Source organism: Yersinia sp. IP36721, from assembly GCF_003634395.1.
In the GTDB taxonomy this organism is placed as follows: Bacteria; Pseudomonadota; Gammaproteobacteria; order Enterobacterales; family Enterobacteriaceae; genus Yersinia; species Yersinia entomophaga.
Genome location: NZ_QCZL01000042.1, coordinates 1 through 20,007 on the forward strand (window position 1 = coordinate 1; position 20,007 = coordinate 20,007).

Consider the following 20,007-nt stretch of genomic DNA (forward strand, 5'->3'; position numbering starts at 1 on the left):
TTGATAGGGCTTTTGACCTTGAGTTTGATTTTTCAGAGCACATTTGAGCGGCTGAGACGATGAGTGAGGGAACCCACGCAGCGGGCAGGCGATACGTGCGGAGGCGCGGATTGTTAAGGCTGTGGAGGTGAGATATTCACCAAGATAATATCAATCGAAACCGGATGCGATCTCAAACTAGCTTTAGATGCCGAACCTAAAAAATAAAAAGGCTCCTAAGAGCCTTTCCGTTTATACATAAACCAACCATCAAACTATCAGCCGATAGTCATCAAACTGGCGTTGCCACCGGCCGCGGCGGTATTCACACTGAGGGAATGCTCCACTAACAGACGCTCCAGCAGAATATTGGTTTCACCGCGCGCGAAGCCCTGTACTGACACAATCGCGCCGTCCCGCTGCGCCACTTGCTCGCACAGGGTACGTAGTTGATCGGCATCACCGTGATAAATCACTGCGTCAAATACCGCTTTCTCACTTTGCCAATCCGGCGTCAAGGCCATTCGACTCTGGACGGCAGCAGGCAAGCGACGGAATAATTCCTTCTGAATACCGCTGTCCGGCCATAGTACCTGGCTGCCAACCGACAGCACTGCCGCCAGCTGAATCAAAGCATCTTGCTCATTATCCGCCAGACACAGCACCCGCTCACGCGGCAGCAGCGCATAGGTATTGCGCTCACCGGTTGGCCCCGGTAGCAGGCGAATAGTTCCGCCCTGAGCCAGGTCACTGTAGCGTTCAGCCAGGCTAACGAGATCGTTTCGCTTCTGTTCATTAGCCCAGCTAATCAGTGCGCGATGAGCGGTCAGCAGGGATTCACGTGCGGTGACGTCCTGTGGATGCTCACTGTCCTGACGCGCCAAGGTCGACGTTACCGCGTCTTCCGGACGACTACACAGCAGACGATACAGATACAGCGGCCCGCCAGCTTTCGGCCCCGTGCCGGATAGTCCTTCTCCGCCAAATGGTTGCACCCCAACGACCGCACCGACCATATTACGGTTGACGTAAAGGTTGCCGACTTTAGCGCGATCGGTGACGCGAGCAATGGTTTCATCAATTCGGGTATGAATACCCAGCGTTAAGCCATAACCGGAAGCGTTGATTTGATCCACCAACGCGGTGAGATTCTGGCGCTGGAAACGCACTACGTGCAGTACCGGGCCAAAGACTTCCTTTTGCAACTCGTCAAAGCTTTCCAATTCGATCAGCGTCGGTTTGATAAAGGTGCCGCGCTGCCACTCTTTCTCATCCTGAGTATCCGCCTGCGCGGCCTGATAGACTTTGCGACCTTTGGCACGCATCGCCTGAATATGGCGCTCAATACCGGCTTTGGCCTCTGCATCGATAACCGGGCCGATGTCCGTAGACAGACGCTCAGGATTACCCATACGACATTCCGCCATAGCGCCACGCAGCATTTGCAGCGTGTGCTCAGCCACGTCCTCCTGAATACACAGAATACGCAGGGCAGAGCAGCGTTGGCCCGCGCTGTCGAAGGCGGAAGCAACCACGTCGGTAACCACCTGTTCGGTCAGGGCGGAAGAATCTACGATCATCGCGTTCAAACCGCCGGTTTCTGCAATTAACGGCGTTGGACGACCCTGAGGATCGAGGCGACCGGCAATGCTACGTTGCAGAATGCTGGCAACTTCAGTGGAGCCGGTGAACATCACGCCGCGCACTCGCGCATCATTGACCAGCAAGGCACCAACGCTGTCACCCCGACCCGGCAACAGCTGCAATACACCCTGCGGAATACCGGCTTCCAGTAGAATACGCACCGCCTGAGCAGCGACCAACGGAGTTTGCTCCGCCGGTTTTGCCAGCACGCTGTTACCTGCGGCCAGGGCTGCGGCAACCTGTCCGGTGAAAATGGCCAGAGGGAAGTTCCACGGACTGATACAAACCACCGGACCAAGTGGGCGATGACTGTCATTCGAAAAATCATCCCGAACCATTCCGGCGTAATAATGCAGGAAATCTACCGCTTCGCGTACTTCTGCGATGGCGTTGCTGAAGGTTTTACCGGCTTCGCGCACCAGAATGCCCATCAGGTTTTGCATTTGAGCCTCCATCAACTCGGCGGCGCGTACCAAAATGGCGGCGCGTTCAGTCGGCGGCGTGGCAAACCAGATTGGGCCAGCGGCTGCGGCAGCATCCAATGCGCGGCTGACTTCATCAGTAGTGGCTTCACGGACATAACCCACCACATCACTCGGTTCTGCCGGGTTGATGACCGGTTGTTCTACGCCGCCCTGATCTCGTTCGGCATCAATAATAGGTTCTGCAAGCCAGGCCTGAGTGGCGCTGGTTAATAGTGCGCTGGATAGTGAGGCCAGGCGATGTTCATTGGCCAGATCCAAACCGCTGGAGTTGGCGCGCTCACTTCCGTACAAATCCCGAGGTAATGGAATACGTGGATGAGGCAATCCTAGCTGACCTTCAGCGGCGGCCAGCGCCTCTACAGCGGCAACCGGATCGGCGACTAGCTCATCTAATGGCAGCGTTGCATCGGCAATACGGTTTACAAACGAGGTATTAGCTCCGTTTTCCAGCAGACGACGCACCAGATAAGCCAGCAGCGTTTCGTGGGTGCCTACCGGTGCATAAATGCGGCACGGGCGATTGAGCTTACCATCGGCCACTTTTCCTACCACTTGTTCGTACAGCGGCTCGCCCATGCCGTGCAGGCATTGGAATTCATATTGACCCGGATAATAGTTATTGCCCGCCAAATGATAGATTGCGGACAAAGTATGTGCGTTATGAGTGGCGAACTGAGGATAAATCAGGTTTGGTACAGCCAGCAGTTTACGGGCGCAGGCGAGATAAGATACATCGGTATAAACCTTGCGGGTATACACCGGATAGCCTTCCAGACCCTCCACCTGTGCGCGCTTAATTTCGCTATCCCAGTAAGCGCCTTTCACCAAACGAATCATCAGGCGGCGACGGCTACGCTGCGCCATATCAATCACTGCATCAATGGTGAATGGACAGCGTTTTTGATAAGCCTGAATGACAAAACCGATACCGTTCCAACCGGCTAACTGCGGCTCGAAACACAGTTTTTCCAGCAGATCGAGGGAGATCTCCAGACGATCCGCCTCTTCGGCGTCGATATTGATACCAATATCATACTGACGAGCCTGTAATGTCAGGGACAGTAGGCGAGGGTATAACTCATCCATCACCCGCTCGTATTGAGCGCGACTATAGCGCGGGTGCAGGGCAGAAAGTTTGATGGAAATACCCGGCCCTTCATAAATCCCACGGCCATTAGAGGCTTTGCCGATAGCGTGAATTGCCTGCTGATAGGAAATCAGATAAGCCTGCGCATCGGCTTCGGTCAGCGCCGCTTCACCCAACATATCGTAAGAATAACGGAAACCTTTATCTTCCAACTTGCGGGCGTTGGCCAGCGCTTCGGCGATGGTTTCACCGGTGACAAATTGCTCGCCCATCAGGCGCATCGCCATATCCACGCCTTTGCGGATCAATGGTTCGCCGCCTTTACCGATAATACGGTTCAGAGAGCTGGAGAGTTTAGCTTCATTATGAGTGGAGACCAGACGGCCGGTGAACAGCAAACCCCAGGTTGCCGCGTTAACAAACAGTGACGGGCTGCGGCCCAAATGGGAATGCCAGTTACCGTTGCTAATTTTATCGCGGATCAGCGCATCACGAGTCGGTTTATCCGGAATACGCAGTAGCGCTTCCGCCAGACACATTAGCGCCACCCCTTCCTGAGAAGAAAGAGAGAATTCCTGCAACAGACCTTGCACCATGCCGGCGCGGCCATTGGCACTTTTCTGGTTGCGCAGCTTCTCGGCAATACCGTAGGCCAGTTTGTGGGTCGCATCGGCCAGATCGGCCGGCAAACGCGCCTGTTCCAGCAACATTGGGATGGCTTCGGTTTCCGGGCGGCGATAGGCGGCGGTGATGGCGGCACGGGTGACAGACTGCGGCAGTATATGTTCTGCAAAATCAAGGAATGGTTGGTGGGCTGTTTCCACCGATTGCGGCATAATGTCGTCCTTTTCAGCAGGGGAAGCCGTTGCCAACGCTGGAATTTCTGGCATATCAGCGCCATTTTCCAGGCGTTCCAGATAGTTAAATATGGCCTGCTTAATCAGCCAGTGCGGTGTGCGATCAATTCGTTGTGCTGCCGTTTTAATACGATCGCGTGTCGCCTCATCGAGTTTCACGCCCATTGTTGTGCTGCCCATGCCGTCTGGCTCCTGTCCTAAATTAAGGGAGTTATGTTTTTTATTCGTCACAATATCTAGCATGTTGCAACTTTGTGCAACCATGTTAAATCAGGGCAATTAACGAACTGTGAAATTAGTCGGATTTTTAACATTCTTTCTGGGCGCAGTTATTACTTTGTTTTCATTGGGAGGGGGTTAACATTACTAAACACAGGGTTTCTACGGGTTTTGCTCAGGGTGCAACTCACTTTAGGGTGCAAGGTGAAACCGGGAACTATTGTAAATGTGATGTAGGGTAAATTTTATGTAAATTTTTTGTTGAAAGAGTTGTTGCTAAAGAAGAGAGTCCTCTAGGATAGTCAGCGCGACAAATTAGTTTCGATGATAAATCATCTCAGGTGCAACCTAATGCTACGTTCCGGCATTCGCACTGAACTAGACACCCTGCCATCGCTGGCGAGGTGTTTTTAAACTGATGTATTAATGAAAAACGGAAGTATTAAAACGTATAAAACGCACTATGGAGACGTTGCATGATGATGAACACACCAATGCTGGTGACATTTCTCGTTTATATATTTGGAATGATAATTATTGGTCTTATGGCCTACCGGGCGACGAATAACTTTGACGATTACATTTTAGGTGGACGCAGCTTAGGCAGCGTAGTGACTGCACTTTCTGCCGGTGCCTCTGATATGAGCGGCTGGCTGTTGATGGGGCTACCCGGCGCGATTTTTCTGTCCGGTATTTCCGAAAGCTGGATCGCTATCGGCCTGACTTTGGGTGCCTATCTGAACTGGAAACTGGTGGCCGGCCGTTTGCGCGTGCAAACCGAGGCCAACAATAATGCGTTAACGCTGCCGGATTATTTCACTAGCCGTTTTGAAGATAAAAGCAAACTGCTGCGGGTGATTTCTGCCGTAGTGATTTTGGTGTTCTTCACTATTTACTGTGCGTCCGGGATTGTAGCTGGTGCGCTGTTGTTTGAAAGCACCTTCGGCATGAGTTACAGCACCGCGCTGTGGGCCGGTGCCGCCGCAACCATCGCCTATACCTTTATCGGCGGCTTCCTCGCCGTGAGCTGGACCGATACCGTTCAGGCTACCCTGATGATTTTTGCTCTGATATTGACGCCAATTATTGTCATTCTGGCCGTGGGCGGCATCGATACCTCGATTATGGTGATTAAAGCCAAGGACGCCGCCAATCTGGATATGCTGAAAGGGCTGAATATTGTCGCAATCCTGTCGCTGTTGGGCTGGGGTCTGGGCTACTTTGGTCAACCGCATATTTTGGCTCGTTTTATGGCGGCAGATTCCCATCACACCATCCGTAAGGCACGTCGTATAAGCATGACCTGGATGATTTTGTGTCTGGCGGGCACCATTGCCGTGGGTTTCTTCGGTATTGCTTACTTCCAGCAAAACCCAGAGTTGGCGGGACGTGTTTCCGAAAACGGCGAACGTATCTTTATCGAGTTGGCGATGTTGCTGTTTAATCCGTGGATTGCCGGTATTCTGCTGTCCGCTATTTTGGCTGCGGTCATGAGTACCTTAAGCTGCCAGCTGCTGGTGTGTTCCAGTGCGATTACAGAAGATTTGTATAAAGCCTTCCTGCGTAAAAATGCCAGCCAGAAAGAACTGGTATGGGTTGGCCGTATGATGGTGTTGTTGGTTGCGGTTATCGCTATTGCCATCGCCGCCGATCCGGAAAACAAAGTTCTGGGTCTGGTGAGCAACGCTTGGGCAGGTTTCGGCGCGGCTTTCGGCCCCGTGGTATTGATTTCCGTGATGTGGTCACGCATGACTCGTAACGGTGCGCTGGCCGGGATGCTGGTTGGCGCAGGAACAGTGATTATCTGGAATAAGTTCGCGTGGTTCGGGTTATACGAAATCATTCCGGGCTTTATTTTCGCCAGTATCGCCATTGTGGTTGTCAGCCTGTTAGGCCGTGAACCCTCGAAAATTGTGACCGATCGTTTCCATAAAGCCGAAGCAGAATTCAAAACCATTTAAGCCTTTCGATTCGCTCACTGTCCGTTCAGGCAGGCAGTGAGCGCCTTCCTTATTTATCTAACCTCCATGACACAATATTTCCCCAACCAGTCCGCTCTTATAAATTCGTATCCCTGAAATAATCAGACATATTTATTGGCAACAATCCGAACGAGTTCCTTGAATTTCCCGATGGCAGAATGATAATCACTATCGTTTTAAGTTTTACTTTTTTTATCGCTGGATTGATAATCAATATCGCTAGTGAGTTTTACCTTTCTTTACTTAAATTGACGTTACCCACCATCAGGGGTGTTAAGCATGTTTGTCCCATTTCTTATTATGTTTCGCGAAGGTCTTGAAGCCGCGCTGATTGTCAGCCTGATTGCCAGCTACCTGAAACGCACCCAACGCGGTCAATGGATGGGAGCCGTCTGGGCCGGCGTTATTGTTGCTGTAGCGCTCTGTCTTGGGTTGGGTATCTTTATTAATGAAACCACCGGTGAATTCCCGCAGAAACAGCAAGAACTGTTTGAAGGTATAGTGGCGGCGGTTGCCGTTTGCATATTGACCTATATGGTGTTCTGGATGCGCAAGGTATCCAAATCGGTCAAGGTTCATTTGGAAGGAGCTATCGATCACGCCCTAAACTCGGGTCGTCGTCAGGGCTGGGCGCTGGTGGCAATGGTATTTTTTGCCGTGGCGCGTGAAGGTCTGGAATCGGTATTCTTTTTATTAGCTGCTTTCCAGCAGGACGTCGGCATTGGTGCACCTATTGGCGCTATTTTAGGGTTAACCTGCGCCATTATTGTCGGTATGGCAATTTACTGGGGCGGCGTGAAATTGCATCTGGCCAAATTCTTTAAATGGACCAGTCTATTTATCCTCTTTGTTGCCGCCGGTTTGGCTGCCGGAGCCATTCGCGCATTCCATGAAGCGGGACTTTGGAACCATTTTCAAGATATCGCCTTCGATCTGACTAATGTGCTGTCAACGCATAGCCTACTGGGTACCTTCCTGGAAGGTATATTGGGCTATCAGGAAGCGCCGAGCGTCAGTGAAGTTGCCGTTTACTTTATCTATCTGATCCCAGCATTGATTTTCTTTTTCCTACCGCAGCGCGAACTGGCCGCATCCGGTGCTCGATCTGCGAATAAAACCAACCATTAATCTTATTTTTAGGTCAGGGAGTCATGACATGTCTAATCGGTTCTTCCGTCGTACCGCACTGCACGCCGCGCTGTTGGCGTTGCCCGCTTTCGCTATCAGCGCCGGCGCGCAGGCTGCTGATGCTAAAGTTCCGCAAATAAAAATTACTGTTAATGATAAACAGTGTGAGCCAATGGCGCTGACCATTCCGGCGCGAAAAACTCAGTTTGTGGTACACAATGCCAGCCAAAAAGGGCTGGAGTGGGAAATTCTGAAAGGCGTGATGGTTGTTGAAGAACGTGAAAACATCGCACCGGGCTTTACGCAAAAAATGACGGCTAATCTGGAACCGGGTGAATACGACATGACCTGCGGGCTGCTGAGTAATCCGAAAGGCAAACTGACCGTCACCGCCACCGAAGGTGCAGTAGCGACTAAACCTGACGCTATGGCGTTAGTCGGGCCGATTGCGGAATACAAAGTGTATGTCATACAAGAAGTTAATCAGTTGGTGATTCAAACTAAAGCCTTTACCGATGCAGTGAAAAAAGGTGATTTAGCGCTGGCACGCCAGCTGTATGCCCCAACTCGTCAGCACTACGAGCGGATTGAACCTATTGCCGAGTTGTTCTCCGATCTGGACGGCAGCATTGACGCTCGCGAAGATGATTTCGAGCAGAAAGCCGCCGATCCTAACTTCACCGGTTTCCATCGTCTGGAAAAAATCCTGTTCGGGGATAACACCACCATAGGGGCGGATAAATTTGCCGAGCGTTTGTATCAGGACACATTAGAGCTGCAAAAACGTATTAAAGATCTGACATTTGCGCCGGGTAAAGTGGCGGGCGGCGCGGCAGGGCTGATTGAAGAAATCGCGGCCAGCAAAATTAGCGGTGAAGAAGATCGCTATAGCCGCACCGATTTGTGGGATTTCCAGGCAAACGTAGACGGTGCTCAGAAGATAGTGAATTTACTGCGTCCATTGCTGGAGAAAGCCGATAAACCACTATTGCAAAAAATTGATGCCAATTTCAAAACCGTTGATACATTGCTGGCTAAATATCGAACCAAAGACGGCTTCGAATCCTATGAAAAACTGACTGACGCTGACCGTAATGCTATGAAAGGCCCTATTACCGCATTGGCGGAAGATTTGGCACAGCTGCGCGGCGTGTTGGGTCTGGATTGAGGTTGTTAACATGGTAATGAAAATCGACCCATTAAATGGGCCGTCTCAGCCATCAGATGGGGCGGAATCGCCTTCGCGCAGACGCTTGTTATTGGGCATGGGCGTGATGAGCGGCGCATTGGCACTGGGGACGAATAAAGCGGCTCAGGCGGCAACGGCAGGTTCTGACATGACCGCTGAAAAGAAAGATGAGCGTTGGCAAAAACAGCCGTTTTACGGCGCGCATCAGGCAGGGATTTTAACGCCGCAGCAAGCAGCCATGATGCTGGTGGCCTTTGACGTTTTAGCCACGACACCTGCGGATCTGACGCGTTTATTTAAACTGTTGACCCAAAGAATTGCTTTTCTCACCGGCGGCGGGCGTGCGCCGGAAGTTGATCCTAAGCTGCCGCCGCTGGACTCGGGAATTATCGGGCCAGAAATTTATCCCGACAATTTGACTATCACCGTGTCGGTCGGTAACTCATTGTTCGATGAACGTTTTGGTCTGCAGGCGAAGAAACCGCTGCATTTGCAGAAAATGACCCGTTTTCCTAACGATTCACTAGATGCAAGCCTGTGTCACGGTGATATTCTGCTGCAAATCTGCGCTAATACCAACGAAACGGTGATTCACGCGCTGCGGGATATTATCAAGCATACGCCGGATTTACTTAGCGTGCGTTGGAAACGAGAAGGCTTTATTTCTGCCCATTCTGCGCGCAGTAAAGGAAAGGAAACACCGATCAATCTGCTGGGCTTCAAAGACGGTACGGCAAATCCCAAAACCAGTGATGTACCTTTGATCAGCCGGGTGGTTTGGGTGCCGGACAATGTGGGAGAGCCAGCCTGGGCGGTGGGCGGCAGCTATCAGGCAGCGCGTATTATCCGCTTTAAGGTGGAGTTTTGGGATCGAACGCCTTTGCAGGAGCAACAAACGATTTTTGGCCGGGATAAACACAGCGGGGCACCTTTGGGTATGGTTCATGAACATGATGAGCCGGATTACGCCAAAGATCCAGACGGTAAAGTTATTCCAATGGATGCTCATATTCGCCTGGCGAATCCACGTACCGTCGAAACTCAGGAAAACCTGATGCTACGCCGTGGTTACAGCTATTCATTGGGTGTATCAAACTCCGGCCAGTTGGATATGGGACTGCTGTTTGTCTGCTATCAGTCCAATCTGGAAAAAGCCTTTCTGGCGGTGCAAAAACGGCTAAACGGTGAAGCGCTGGAAGAGTATGTCAAACCTATTGGCGGGGGGTATTTTTTTAGCCTGCCGGGCGTACCTGATGCGAATCATTATCTGGCTCAGGGTTTGCTGGAATCGTAATTATTGTCGGTCATTGAGTGTCTGTATGGCTGCGGTATCTGATGATATCGCAGCTATTTTTTTACTGATTGTAATGAATGTTTTGTAATAACAATCAAACTTAAATTTTTATCAACGGCTAGATTAATCGGCATAGATTAAATTATTTTTTAATGATTGTGAGTGATAAAAAATAACAACCCTTCCACCTGTAAGTCTCCCATCAAAACGAACATTCGCTTTCTGCTCCTCAATTAACGGGTTGATTTTTTTGTTTTTTTATATTTATTTTAAAATAATTCTGTCTGTGTCATTGGTATGGGTTATTTATCAATGGTATATGTTTTTTATCTTAAATGAACCAGGTATCTTCATATGGTTTTTACGTTATGTAAATATGTAACGTTGTCAAAACACAACCTTACATAATAGGTCGTTGTTAATATTTCTAATTACTTTAATTTAGAATGGCAGCTGCGAGATTAAGCATTTAGATATCATCACACTAAACTTATCAATTATATTAATGGAGGTATTTATGAAACAAATGACTAGAGAAGAATCTCACTTAGTTTCTGGCGCAAACGGTATTACGATCAATAATTCTACGGTTACAATCGCATTTAATCCGTACAACAATGGTATGCCACCTTCAGTGTCAACGCCTGTCACTCCGATTGATAATCCAGGGGTTATGCCTACACTGGATCCTATTCCTGTTGCTACTGAACCTTTCCAGCAGGGAACTCTCATACCAACGCCGATGAGCCTTCAGTTTTATCAAAGATATTAATGAGTCAAACTTGATGATATTGTGGTTTTAATTATCAATTGGTATTGCATCTAAGCTAATATTCATTGATCACCCTTTTATCATTAACAATAGAGTTAGCTACGGTGCATTTATGGCCGTGGCTATTTATATAGCTGATGGTTATTTTTTAATGGACGCTGCGATGGTGATTTTTATACGGTTAGAGGCCTAGGGGAATAACAAGTAAGAAAATCAATGACGAGTGATATGTCATTTGGGTATGACTACGCTGATCTCGAGGTGGATTTTTTTATTACAAACGTAGTAAATGATATGGAAACATTATCAACTCTTTAGAGCATAACGTTATGACCAGAGAAAGTATATTTCGGAAAGAAGTATTGGATAATGGGAAAACAAAATGGAACGGTAAGGCGCTGTTAATAAAAGGCGTTTCACCCTGGATTGTTTTAACCGTATCTGTTGCTATTATTCTTATGCTTGTTACGTTACTTACTTTTGGTGAATATACGAGAAGGATTAATATTGCCGGAGAGATTATTACCGAATCTCACGCTATAAATCTGTTTTCCCCTCAACAGGGATTTATTACGCAATCCCTGGTTAGCGTTGGGCAGAACGTAAAAAAAGGGCAGCAGATTTATCAAATTGATATTAGCAGGGTAACAGATTCCGGTAATGTGAGCGGTAAAAATATGGCATCCATAGAAAAACAAATTATTGAACTGGATAATCTTATTCGACGAGTAAAAGAAAATAAATTCTCAATTGAGATGAATCTGGAAAAACAGATAGAGCAAAATTCACATGCTTATCAGGAGTCACTTAAGCTCATTGAAGCCTCTAAGAAAGGCGTGGCTGAGATGCAGCGTACTTTAGATAACTATCAGGAATATCAAAAAAAAGGGCTCATCAGCAAAGATCAGTTGGCTAATCAGCGAGCAATATTTTATCAGCAGCAAAATGCCTATCAAAGTCTATATCGTCAAAGTATGCAGGAAAATACCCAGCTAACGACCCTCCTAACTGAAAAGAATATTCGCTTGGCTGATTTTGATAATCAGATTTCTCAGTATCAGTATCAGCGTATCGAACTTCAGCGGCAGCTCACTTTGGCTGAATCGAGCGGTATGTTGGTTATCAATGCGCCCATAGACGGAAAAATAGAATCATTGAGCGTAACGCCGGGGCAAATGGTTAATCTCGGCGACAGTTTGGCTCAGTTAACCCCAAAGGAAAAGAAGCAATATCGCCTGGTATTATGGATACCTACCAGTAGCTCCCCCTATGTTAAGCCCGGAGACGGAATCAATATCCGTTATGACGCTTTTCCATTTGAAAAATTTGGCCAGTTTTCCGGACATATTATTTCTATTTCAGCCGTTCCTGCATCCTCTCAAGAAATGTCCACTTATAACAATATTCCCAAAGGAGCGAATCGTAATATAGGAACGGCCTACTACAAGACGCTAGTCGCAATGGATGACCAATCGCTTTTATATCAGGGACGACAATTGCAACTCTCCAACGGTTTAACGGCGCAGGCAACGATATTTATGGAGAAAAGACCATTGTATAAATGGATGTTTTCACCGTTCTATGACATGAAAAAAAGCGTAGGTGGGCCGATTCATGGATAAATTAACGGTGAAGGATCTTTTTAGTCGCCTGGATTTTAATTTTCGTCGGCGGGTGCCCAGAATAATACAGACAGAGGCCGCTGAATGCGGCCTTGCCTGCCTGGCCATGGTCTGTGGATTTCACGGATTTCATGTGGATTTGTTTAATTTACGTAAGCAATACGGAATATCTCTCCAAGGGGCGACCTTAGCTCACCTAGTTGATATTGCCACTGCGCTTAAGCTTAAAACACGAGCGCTATCATTAGATATAGAGGAAATTGATCAGCTTAAAACCCCTTGTGTCTTACATTGGGATCTTAATCATTTTGTCGTATTGGTTACGGTTAGGGCATCTTCGGTAGTTATTCACGATCCGGCAACAGGAAGGAAAGTGATATCAAAAAACGAGTTTTCCAAACACTTTACCGGTGTGGCGTTGGAACTGTGGCCAGCCAGCGACTTCAGCCAGAAAACACAAAAGAGTCGTTTAAAACTGGCTGATCTAATAAAGAATATTCGGGGACTAAAAGGGTTCCTGATTAAGATTTTTTGCCTGTCTCTGTTGATTGAATCTATTAATTTATTGATACCAGTTGGTACGCAGCTGGTTATCGACCATGTCATAAACGCTGAAGATTATAATTTACTGGCACTAATCTGTATGGGGTTAGTCTTTTTTACGCTGTTCCGCACCTTCACCAGCGTATTCAGATCCTGGTTTTCTATAGTGTTAGATTCGCTGGTTGATGTGCAGTGGAAGGCCGGTTTATTCGATCATTTGATGACTTTACCGCTGTCGTTCTTTAAAAAACGCAGCTTGGGTGATATTCAATCGCGTTTTGATTCATTAGCAACACTGAGAGTGACGCTAACAACCAGCATAGTCAGCGCGATTATTGACGGGATTATGGCCGTCGGATTACTCATTATGATGATTCTCTATGGCGGCTGGCTGGTCTGGGTTGCTCTAGGATTTACTTCAATCTATATTTTGCTGCGCTTGTTAACTTATTATTATTTTCGCCAGGCGTCGGAAGAACAAATTATTAAAGATGCGAAGGCCAAAACGCACTTTATGGAAACTTTCTACGGCGTCTCTACGATTAAGGCACTCGGCCTAACGGCCATTCGCGCTCAGAATTGGCTCAATCTCAGCATTGAGGCTGTAAACGCAACTATTCATATTACTAAACTTAATATGTTGTTTGGTGGGGTTAACTCACTGATTGGCATGTTAGAGCAGATTATTATTCTCTGGATCGGTGCCTCTCTGGTAATGGATGGGAATATGACGTTGGGGATGTATTTTGCCTTCAACACTTTCCGCGGACAATTTGCTGAGCGGGCATCGAATTTGATCAATCTGGCGTTTAGCTTGACTATGTTAACGTTGCACTGCGAGCGCATTTCGGATATTGCTTTGTCTGAGGGGGAGGTATTAAAACCTACTCGGACCTTTATCAAACGCGGTGAACCCGCGGAGCTGAAAATTCGTAATTTGTCCTTCCAATACGATCCATTTTCCAAACCGTTATTCTCAGAACTGACGCTGACAATTGCCGCTGGCGAAAGCGTGGCCTTGGTTGGACCATCAGGGATTGGAAAAACAACGCTGATGAATATTATTTCCGGTCTGTTGATTCCCACTAAAGGGGAGGTATTGATTAATGGGGTGGAGATAAACGCGTTAGGGCTGAATAATTATCGGGATTGTATAGCCTGCGTCTTACAGGAGGACAAATTATTTTCCGGTTCTATCGCTGAGAATATTGCCAGTTTTGATAAAAATATCGATATGGAATGGGTGATTGCCTGTGCCCGATATGCCAATATTAATGACGATATCGACAGCATGCCTATGGGCTACGAAAGTATTATCAGCGAATTGGGAGGGAGTTTGTCAGGAGGGCAAAAACAGCGCTTGCTGATTGCCAGAGCTTTGTACCGCCGCCCGAGCATTCTATTTTTGGACGAAGCCACCAGCCATCTCGATCTCATTAACGAAGCAGCGATTAACTTGAGTATTGCTTCACTGAATATTACGCGAATTATGATTGCCCATAGACCTTCGACGATTGCGTCGGCACAGCGAGTCATTCAACTGGATCAACTATCTTCTGCCGCTTTATAGCGCCAGATAGCGACGATTGACAGAAAAGGAGGGCGCCGCAAAAAACGTGCGATGCCCATTTGATATTAACTATTTAATTTAGCGGTGATTTTTGCGACATGCTCACCCTGGAAGCGGGCAATGGCTAACTCTTCATTGCTTGGCTGACGTGAACCGTCTCCGCCAGCGATCGTGGTTGCGCCATATGGCGTACCACCGCGAGTGTGCGAGACATCAAACAGTTCCGGTGCACCGTAGCCGATTGGTACAATAATAAAACCGTGGTGTGCCAAGGTCGTCCAGGTAGATGAGATGGTGTGTTCTTGTCCTCCGCCGGTACCGGTTGAGGCAAAAACGCTGGCAACTTTGCCATATAACGCGCCGGATGCCCATAAACCACCAGTTTGGTCAAGGAAAGTGCGCATTTGTCCCGCCATGTTACCGAAACGGGTAGGCGTACCGAAGATGATTCCATCGTAGTCCGCTAATTCCTGCGGCGTGGCGACTGGCGCCGACTGATTGATTTTCCCACCCGCCTTGGCGAAGGCTTCGGCAGGCATGGTTTCCGGTACGCGTTTTACCATCACCTCTACGCCATCAACTCTGCGAACCCCTTCTGCGATGGCCTCTGCCAGCGTTTCGATATGTCCGTACATAGAGTAATAAAGCACTAAAATTTTCGCCATCTCGCCGTTCTCCAATTTTCTATAGGATGATGTTGATGAAGGGATAATAGTGAGCACATAAGACTCTTATTAAACATACTCCAATAAGGCACAGGCGCAACTGCATAGACCGGCGTATTTTTAGCTTTAAATGTGATGATGCTTAAAGTGTGGGATGATTTAAGGTTTACGCAATTTATTTTGTAGTCGCTTCTGCTGCCAGCGGTCCATCCAATTACCCAGAACAAAAATATTGATTGCCTGAATGGACAAAGAGATACCGAATCCTAATACTACCCACCCGATCCAGTAATACTGAGGAGAGGTGAACCAGTTAATCACAAACAGGAACAGGCAAAGTATTAGCGAGCGAAACAATCTGCGGAAGAAGTTCATCTCTTTTTCAACGGCCAGACGCGCATTTTCAACACGCTGATCGATAGGGTCAGTCGCTTCCTTATTTTCTCCTGCGGTTTCGCCTTGTTCATTAACTAAATACAGCTCATTCACCTTCAATTCCATAACAGCGGCAATAGCGCTTAAAGTTTCAAGGCTAGCTTGTTCGCCATTTTCAATACGTTGTATGGTACGAACGCTTAGGGAGGCCATTTCTGCCAACTGTTCTTGTGACCAACCTCGTGCCAGTCTGAGCTCTCGAACCCGATAAATGGCCATATCTTTCTTCCTGATAATAAGGTGTGTTCTCCCAGCATAGAACGATGCGGAAGATGTCACCACGACAAGCACCTGACACTAGGATGACAGCCATAGGACACCAACCTGACAGCGTAATTATCCGTTGAATACTCACATAACGACACTTGTTTTTACTTATGACGGTGACCCAGATCCCACCTTGTTATTGCTCTCCGTACCGCATTTATATATCGGCTATGCTTGGCGCTAAGGTTTAATTAAATAGGATATTTATGGACTCAATATTGTGCCGCGACGCAGATGGGTGCCTCACGATAGTGCAAGTTGTGGTAAATGGATGGCTGATTAAACGTTTCTTTATCGATGGAGAAGTCTGGGGACCTATTGAGGTTAATAGCGCGGATGAAATGGTGATTCTAGGTGTGAAATTTTCAGAACGAGGCTGGTTAAGTATTAAGGGAACAATTCATTCAGACCCTCAGGTATTACGTCGACAATTATCCTGTGGGTGATCGTATTAGTTTAGACAGCTTGTTACTGTAGTTTCAATATGTGTTAGAAGAAAGAAAGCATCGATAGCAGGGAGGGGCAGGGAGAATAAAGGTGAGTAGATTACTATTAAGCTTATCTATATAAATAACATAATAATCCCAGATGAAGAGAGAAAAGAAAGCGTGGTTTTGGCTGACCCAATACCACGCTTTTTTATCACCTTTAAATGGTCTGGCTTATCAGCCAATCATTCCAACGGGCTATTTATTATCATACAAACGGGTTCTGCGTTTTTTCAGGAGAGTGTAGGACACTGCAAGAATAACAAACCACAACGGCGTGACAATTAGCGCCTGGCGGGTATCTTCCTGCAAAGTCAGTAACACTAATACAAAGGCAAAGAACGCCATACAAACCCAAGACATAAGAATACCTGCAGGCATTTTATAAATGGATTTTTTGTGCAGGGCAGGGCGACGTTTGCGATATACCAGATAAGAACACAAAATGATGGTCCAAACGAACATAAACAGAATCGCAGATACGGTGGTGACCAACGTAAATACTGTCATAACGTTAGGAATCAGATAAATAAGAACGACTCCGCCTAATAGGCAAATACATGAAAAGGTTAAGCCGGAAGCCGGAACCGAGCGGCGAGATAACACCCCAAATTGTTTAGGTGCATCGCCTTCTTTAGCCAAACCAAACAGCATACGGCTGGTGGAGAATACGCCACTGTTGGCGGAAGAGGCCGCAGAGGTTAGTACGACAAAGTTAATCACGCTAGCTGCTGCAGGCAGGCCGACTAAGACAAACAGCTCCACGAATGGACTTTTATCAGCCACCACGGAACTCCACGGGGTAACCGACATAATCATGATCAAAGAAAATACATAGAACATGATAATCCGAATAGGGATAGAGTTAATTGCGCGAGGTAAGACGACTTCCGGATCTTTGGTTTCTGCGGCAGTGGTGCCAACTAGCTCAATTCCCACGAAAGCAAATACGGCAATCTGGAACCCAGCAAAGAAACCGCTAATTCCTTTCGGGAACATGCCGCCATCATTCCACAGGTGGTTGAACGAGGCCACGGTGCCTGACGGAGACTGGTAGCTCATTAATACCATGGTTAAACCGGCAAAAATCAAAGCGACGATAGCCACAATCTTAATCATGGCAAACCAGAACTCCATTTCCCCGAACATTTTTACCGTGGCGAGATTCAGAGATAGCAGTAATAGAACGACTAGCAAAGAAGCGATCCACTGTGAGAAGCCTGGGAACCAAAATTGCGCATAGGCGGTAATTGCCACCACATCGGCTATACCGGTTATTACCCAACAAAACCAATAGGTCCAACCGGTAAAGAAACCAGCCCACGGACCCAGAAGGTCGGCGGCAAAATCGCTGAAAGATTTATATTTCAGATTGGATAACAGCAATTCTCCCATGGCTCGCATGACGAAAAACAGCATGAAGCCGATGATCATGTAGACGAAAATGATTGATGGGCCAGCCAGACTGATGGTTTTCCCCGATCCCATAAACAGCCCGGTGCCAATAGCACCACCGATGGCAATTAACTGAATATGGCGGTTGGAAAGGTTTCTCTGGAGGTGTTCTTCTGGCTCTTGTTCCGATTTTATTGCTATCTTGGATTGGTCTACCATCTTTCCCATTCCCTCTTCCTGTGTTGTGATGTTTTTTTGAGCTCTAAATTGGCTCTTTGGATTATTTACTCTGTCTGTCGAACTCTGTCATTTGGGGCATGCATTAATGAAGATAGATTACATTTAATATACTAGTAACATTTTTCATACAATATTCTCCATATTGCATGATGGCTACTGTTTAAATTTCACTCAGTGATATTTGTTAACTGCATCACAATAATTAGAATTACACCATGTTCCCTGACAACTAACAATAATCGCCTGCGTTACTCGCTTAATTAATGAGTTGTCGCCATATAGAGCATATGATAGGCAAAAAAATGGGATGAAGTGTTTGACACCCACAGCCAACAGGAGAATAATTCTCGCGTTGGGTCGTTAGCTCAGTTGGTAGAGCAGTTGACTCTTAATCAATTGGTCGCAGGTTCGAACCCTGCACGACCCACCAACGAAATCAATCAATTAGAATTAGTCTTTAATTTAAAATCTATTCCACGGGACATATTTGGGACCCAGTGATTAAATATTGAGTCTATTTTTCTGGCATGTTTATTTAAATGATTTGGTGAAAGATTTGCATATTTCTTAACCATTTAAATTGATTCCCATCCGCCCATTTCTTTTAATGCAGAAATAGGAACTCCAGATTAGACTAGCCAGCTTGCTCACGTATGCCTTAAATCACGAAATCTAAAATTATTTATTCCCGCTCTCTCATGCCGAATACCAAGCTCTGTTACGATCAATTCTCAATTCTCAATTCTCAATTCTCAATTTCCTTATTTCCGGTGTTAGTGACCCCTCGGATCTATTTGAAGCATGAATGCGAACAAAGATATATTTATCAAGCTTCCCTATTTGTTCCCTACGAAATTTTGCGACAGTGTCATTTAGGGCTTAGCCAATAGTCTTTCTGATTTGCTATCTTCCAGGTTCATCCAGGCAACCTTCCTTTGCATATCTATCTGTTGCCAGTCCCGGTTGATTATATTGGAGCGGCCTAGGTCGGTAGAAAGAGCTAAGCGAACTTCAGACTTCAGTGGCTCTGGGCATTTATTTATTCATCTGATTGCCTCATAGGGTTCAAGCCAACGGATGCGTTTGTTCTTTGGTCGAGGGACTTTGTTTGAACAGTCCTGCCTTAGCTAGCCATCTCCACTCTCTCGGCGGTTCTCATTATCGACTCCATTAATGAAAGATGAGCAGCCTCCGCCGCTAAGGTTTTTATCTGTGTCGACAGATCGCTTCTCTGATTTCTCGTCAATCCAGAGTAAACAGGCCTCTTCGAACATGATTTCAGGCATTTCGCTTCGATTTCTTTGGCGTGGATTATGGCTCTTACATCATGGGTTACTTCAACACCACGTCATGGAGTTCAGACTTCGCTACTTGCTCCGGTGAATGGAAGGTTGCGGATTCGGTCACTTTCGTTGATGACTCGGCAATTACAGTCACCAGTGTAACTATGATCCCGGCAACGAGTAGCGGTGTAGCGGGTTCGACTGTTCAATTAACACCGAACGTCTCCCCAACTGCTGCGACAAATAAAACTGGCGTATGGACAAGCTGCTATGCGACCAAAGCAGCGGTTAGCTCAAGTGGCCTAGTCACTCGCGTTGCCGTTGGCACAGCGATAATCACATTCACCACGAATGATGGCGCTAAAACTGCCTCAAGCAATATCACTATCACTGCGTAAATATCACAAAGAGCATCTATTGGTACTCTTTGTGATATTTATTTCAAAGCTGAACGATTTAAACGAACAACATCGCGATATTGATCTACATTACCAATTATACCCTTATCTTTATTACTACTATCGTTAATTGTGGAAATAAGAAGGGCAATAGATCCATAAAAAATAAAATGAAGATTGGGCTTCTGGTATTGTGTATTTCATCTCTGTTTCAAATTACAGCAAATGCGAATGATTCAATATCAAGTCGCAAATTTTCCGCAGTTAATCGAGCGAAATATTGAAATATTTCCTTCCTGTGCTTGGGCGCACGATAAAGAAGGATATGTGATGATTGCTTATGACATTAACGTAGCCGGAAGGGTTGAGAATGCAAAGATTGTTGAGGTTTGAATAGACCCCAGTTTCCTAGACGGTAGCGTGCCTCATGAACCAGGCACTTTCATAAACTGCAGGGGGTTGATC

At 46.9% G+C, this 20,007-nt stretch carries 13 protein-coding genes, 1 tRNA gene and 1 pseudogene; 10 read left to right on the forward strand and 5 right to left on the reverse strand.

Annotation, left to right across the window (positions count from 1 at the left end):
• Positions 1–257: 257 nt before the first annotated feature.
• Positions 258–4,232 (reverse strand): trifunctional transcriptional regulator/proline dehydrogenase/L-glutamate gamma-semialdehyde dehydrogenase, encoded by a 3,975-nt coding sequence (putA, locus tag DBA33_RS19480; RefSeq protein WP_064517689.1) that lies wholly within the window; start codon positions 4,230–4,232, stop codon positions 258–260.
• Between the two features lie 515 nt (positions 4,233–4,747).
• On the opposite strand from putA, the gene putP reads away from it, so the two are divergent.
• The 7 genes from putP to DBA33_RS19515 all read left to right on the forward strand — a co-directional run bounded on the left by putP (position 4,748) and on the right by DBA33_RS19515 (position 14,371).
• Positions 4,748–6,232 (forward strand): sodium/proline symporter PutP, encoded by a 1,485-nt coding sequence (gene putP, locus DBA33_RS19485; protein ID WP_064517691.1) that lies wholly within the window; start codon positions 4,748–4,750, stop codon positions 6,230–6,232.
• Between the two features lie 300 nt (positions 6,233–6,532).
• Positions 6,533–7,381, forward strand: coding sequence for an iron uptake transporter permease EfeU (gene efeU, locus DBA33_RS19490; protein WP_064517693.1), 849 nt, complete (start codon positions 6,533–6,535; stop codon positions 7,379–7,381).
• A gap of 28 nt (positions 7,382–7,409) precedes the next feature.
• Entirely contained in the window at positions 7,410–8,549 is a 1,140-nt protein-coding gene (gene efeO, locus DBA33_RS19495) for an iron uptake system protein EfeO (RefSeq protein WP_120807040.1), read from the forward strand.
• Positions 8,550–8,559: 10 nt separating this feature from the next.
• Positions 8,560–9,864 (forward strand): iron uptake transporter deferrochelatase/peroxidase subunit, encoded by a 1,305-nt coding sequence (efeB, locus tag DBA33_RS19500; protein WP_120807041.1) that lies wholly within the window; start codon positions 8,560–8,562, stop codon positions 9,862–9,864.
• Positions 9,865–10,381: 517 nt separating this feature from the next.
• On the forward strand, positions 10,382–10,636 hold the full coding sequence (locus DBA33_RS19505) for a hypothetical protein (protein ID WP_064517700.1): 255 nt from the start codon (positions 10,382–10,384) through the stop codon (positions 10,634–10,636).
• A 329-nt stretch (positions 10,637–10,965) separates the two neighbouring features.
• On the forward strand, positions 10,966–12,258 hold the full coding sequence (locus tag DBA33_RS19510) for an HlyD family secretion protein (RefSeq protein WP_120807042.1): 1,293 nt from the start codon (positions 10,966–10,968) through the stop codon (positions 12,256–12,258).
• Entirely contained in the window at positions 12,251–14,371 is a 2,121-nt protein-coding gene (locus DBA33_RS19515) for a peptidase domain-containing ABC transporter (RefSeq protein ID WP_120807043.1), read from the forward strand. Before DBA33_RS19510 ends, DBA33_RS19515 begins: the two co-directional genes overlap by 8 nt.
• 65 nt (positions 14,372–14,436) lie before the next feature.
• Here DBA33_RS19515 and wrbA read toward each other — a convergent pair whose 3' ends face one another.
• The 3 genes from wrbA to cycA all read right to left on the reverse strand — a co-directional run bounded on the left by wrbA (position 14,437) and on the right by cycA (position 17,840).
• The gene (gene wrbA / locus DBA33_RS19520; RefSeq protein WP_064517707.1) at positions 14,437–15,036 is read right to left on the reverse strand and encodes an NAD(P)H:quinone oxidoreductase; all 600 of its coding nucleotides are present in this window, start codon (positions 15,034–15,036) and stop codon (positions 14,437–14,439) included.
• A gap of 159 nt (positions 15,037–15,195) precedes the next feature.
• Positions 15,196–15,690, reverse strand: a complete 495-nt coding sequence (locus DBA33_RS19525) for a helix-turn-helix domain-containing protein (RefSeq protein WP_064517709.1) — start codon at positions 15,688–15,690, stop codon at positions 15,196–15,198.
• Between the two features lie 734 nt (positions 15,691–16,424).
• A complete protein-coding gene (gene cycA / locus DBA33_RS19535) occupies positions 16,425–17,840 on the reverse strand; it encodes a D-serine/D-alanine/glycine transporter (RefSeq protein ID WP_179207950.1) in 1,416 nt (471 codons plus the stop codon).
• A 375-nt stretch (positions 17,841–18,215) separates the two neighbouring features.
• Here cycA and DBA33_RS19540 point away from each other — a divergent pair.
• Positions 18,216–18,291, forward strand: a tRNA-Lys gene (locus DBA33_RS19540).
• Positions 18,292–18,301: 10 nt separating this feature from the next.
• Here DBA33_RS19540 and DBA33_RS21040 read toward each other — a convergent pair.
• A pseudogene (locus DBA33_RS21040) lies at positions 18,302–19,150 on the reverse strand (site-specific integrase); the annotation flags it as partial.
• Positions 19,151–19,188: 38 nt separating this feature from the next.
• On the opposite strand from DBA33_RS21040, the gene DBA33_RS19555 reads away from it, so the two are divergent.
• Positions 19,189–19,542: an Ig-like domain-containing protein gene (locus DBA33_RS19555; protein ID WP_084414352.1), complete on the forward strand. Its 354-nt coding sequence runs from the start codon at positions 19,189–19,191 to the stop codon at positions 19,540–19,542.
• Between the two features lie 231 nt (positions 19,543–19,773).
• A complete protein-coding gene (locus tag DBA33_RS19560) occupies positions 19,774–19,935 on the forward strand; it encodes a hypothetical protein (protein WP_240442729.1) in 162 nt (53 codons plus the stop codon).
• The last annotated feature ends 72 nt before the right edge of the window (positions 19,936–20,007 follow it).

Coding starts and splice junctions, on each gene's coding strand:
- putA (WP_064517689.1), bottom strand. CDS start 4,232: ATGGGCAGCACAACAATGGGCGTGAAACTCGATGAGGCGACACGCGAT.
- putP (WP_064517691.1), top strand. CDS start 4,748: ATGATGATGAACACACCAATGCTGGTGACATTTCTCGTTTATATATTT.
- efeU (WP_064517693.1), top strand. CDS start 6,533: ATGTTTGTCCCATTTCTTATTATGTTTCGCGAAGGTCTTGAAGCCGCG.
- efeO (WP_120807040.1), top strand. CDS start 7,410: ATGTCTAATCGGTTCTTCCGTCGTACCGCACTGCACGCCGCGCTGTTG.
- efeB (WP_120807041.1), top strand. CDS start 8,560: ATGGTAATGAAAATCGACCCATTAAATGGGCCGTCTCAGCCATCAGAT.
- DBA33_RS19505 (WP_064517700.1), top strand. CDS start 10,382: ATGAAACAAATGACTAGAGAAGAATCTCACTTAGTTTCTGGCGCAAAC.
- DBA33_RS19510 (WP_120807042.1), top strand. CDS start 10,966: ATGACCAGAGAAAGTATATTTCGGAAAGAAGTATTGGATAATGGGAAA.
- DBA33_RS19515 (WP_120807043.1), top strand. CDS start 12,251: ATGGATAAATTAACGGTGAAGGATCTTTTTAGTCGCCTGGATTTTAAT.
- wrbA (WP_064517707.1), bottom strand. CDS start 15,036: ATGGCGAAAATTTTAGTGCTTTATTACTCTATGTACGGACATATCGAA.
- DBA33_RS19525 (WP_064517709.1), bottom strand. CDS start 15,690: ATGGCCATTTATCGGGTTCGAGAGCTCAGACTGGCACGAGGTTGGTCA.
- cycA (WP_179207950.1), bottom strand. CDS start 17,840: ATGGTAGACCAATCCAAGATAGCAATAAAATCGGAACAAGAGCCAGAA.
- DBA33_RS19555 (WP_084414352.1), top strand. CDS start 19,189: ATGGGTTACTTCAACACCACGTCATGGAGTTCAGACTTCGCTACTTGC.
- DBA33_RS19560 (WP_240442729.1), top strand. CDS start 19,774: ATGATTCAATATCAAGTCGCAAATTTTCCGCAGTTAATCGAGCGAAAT.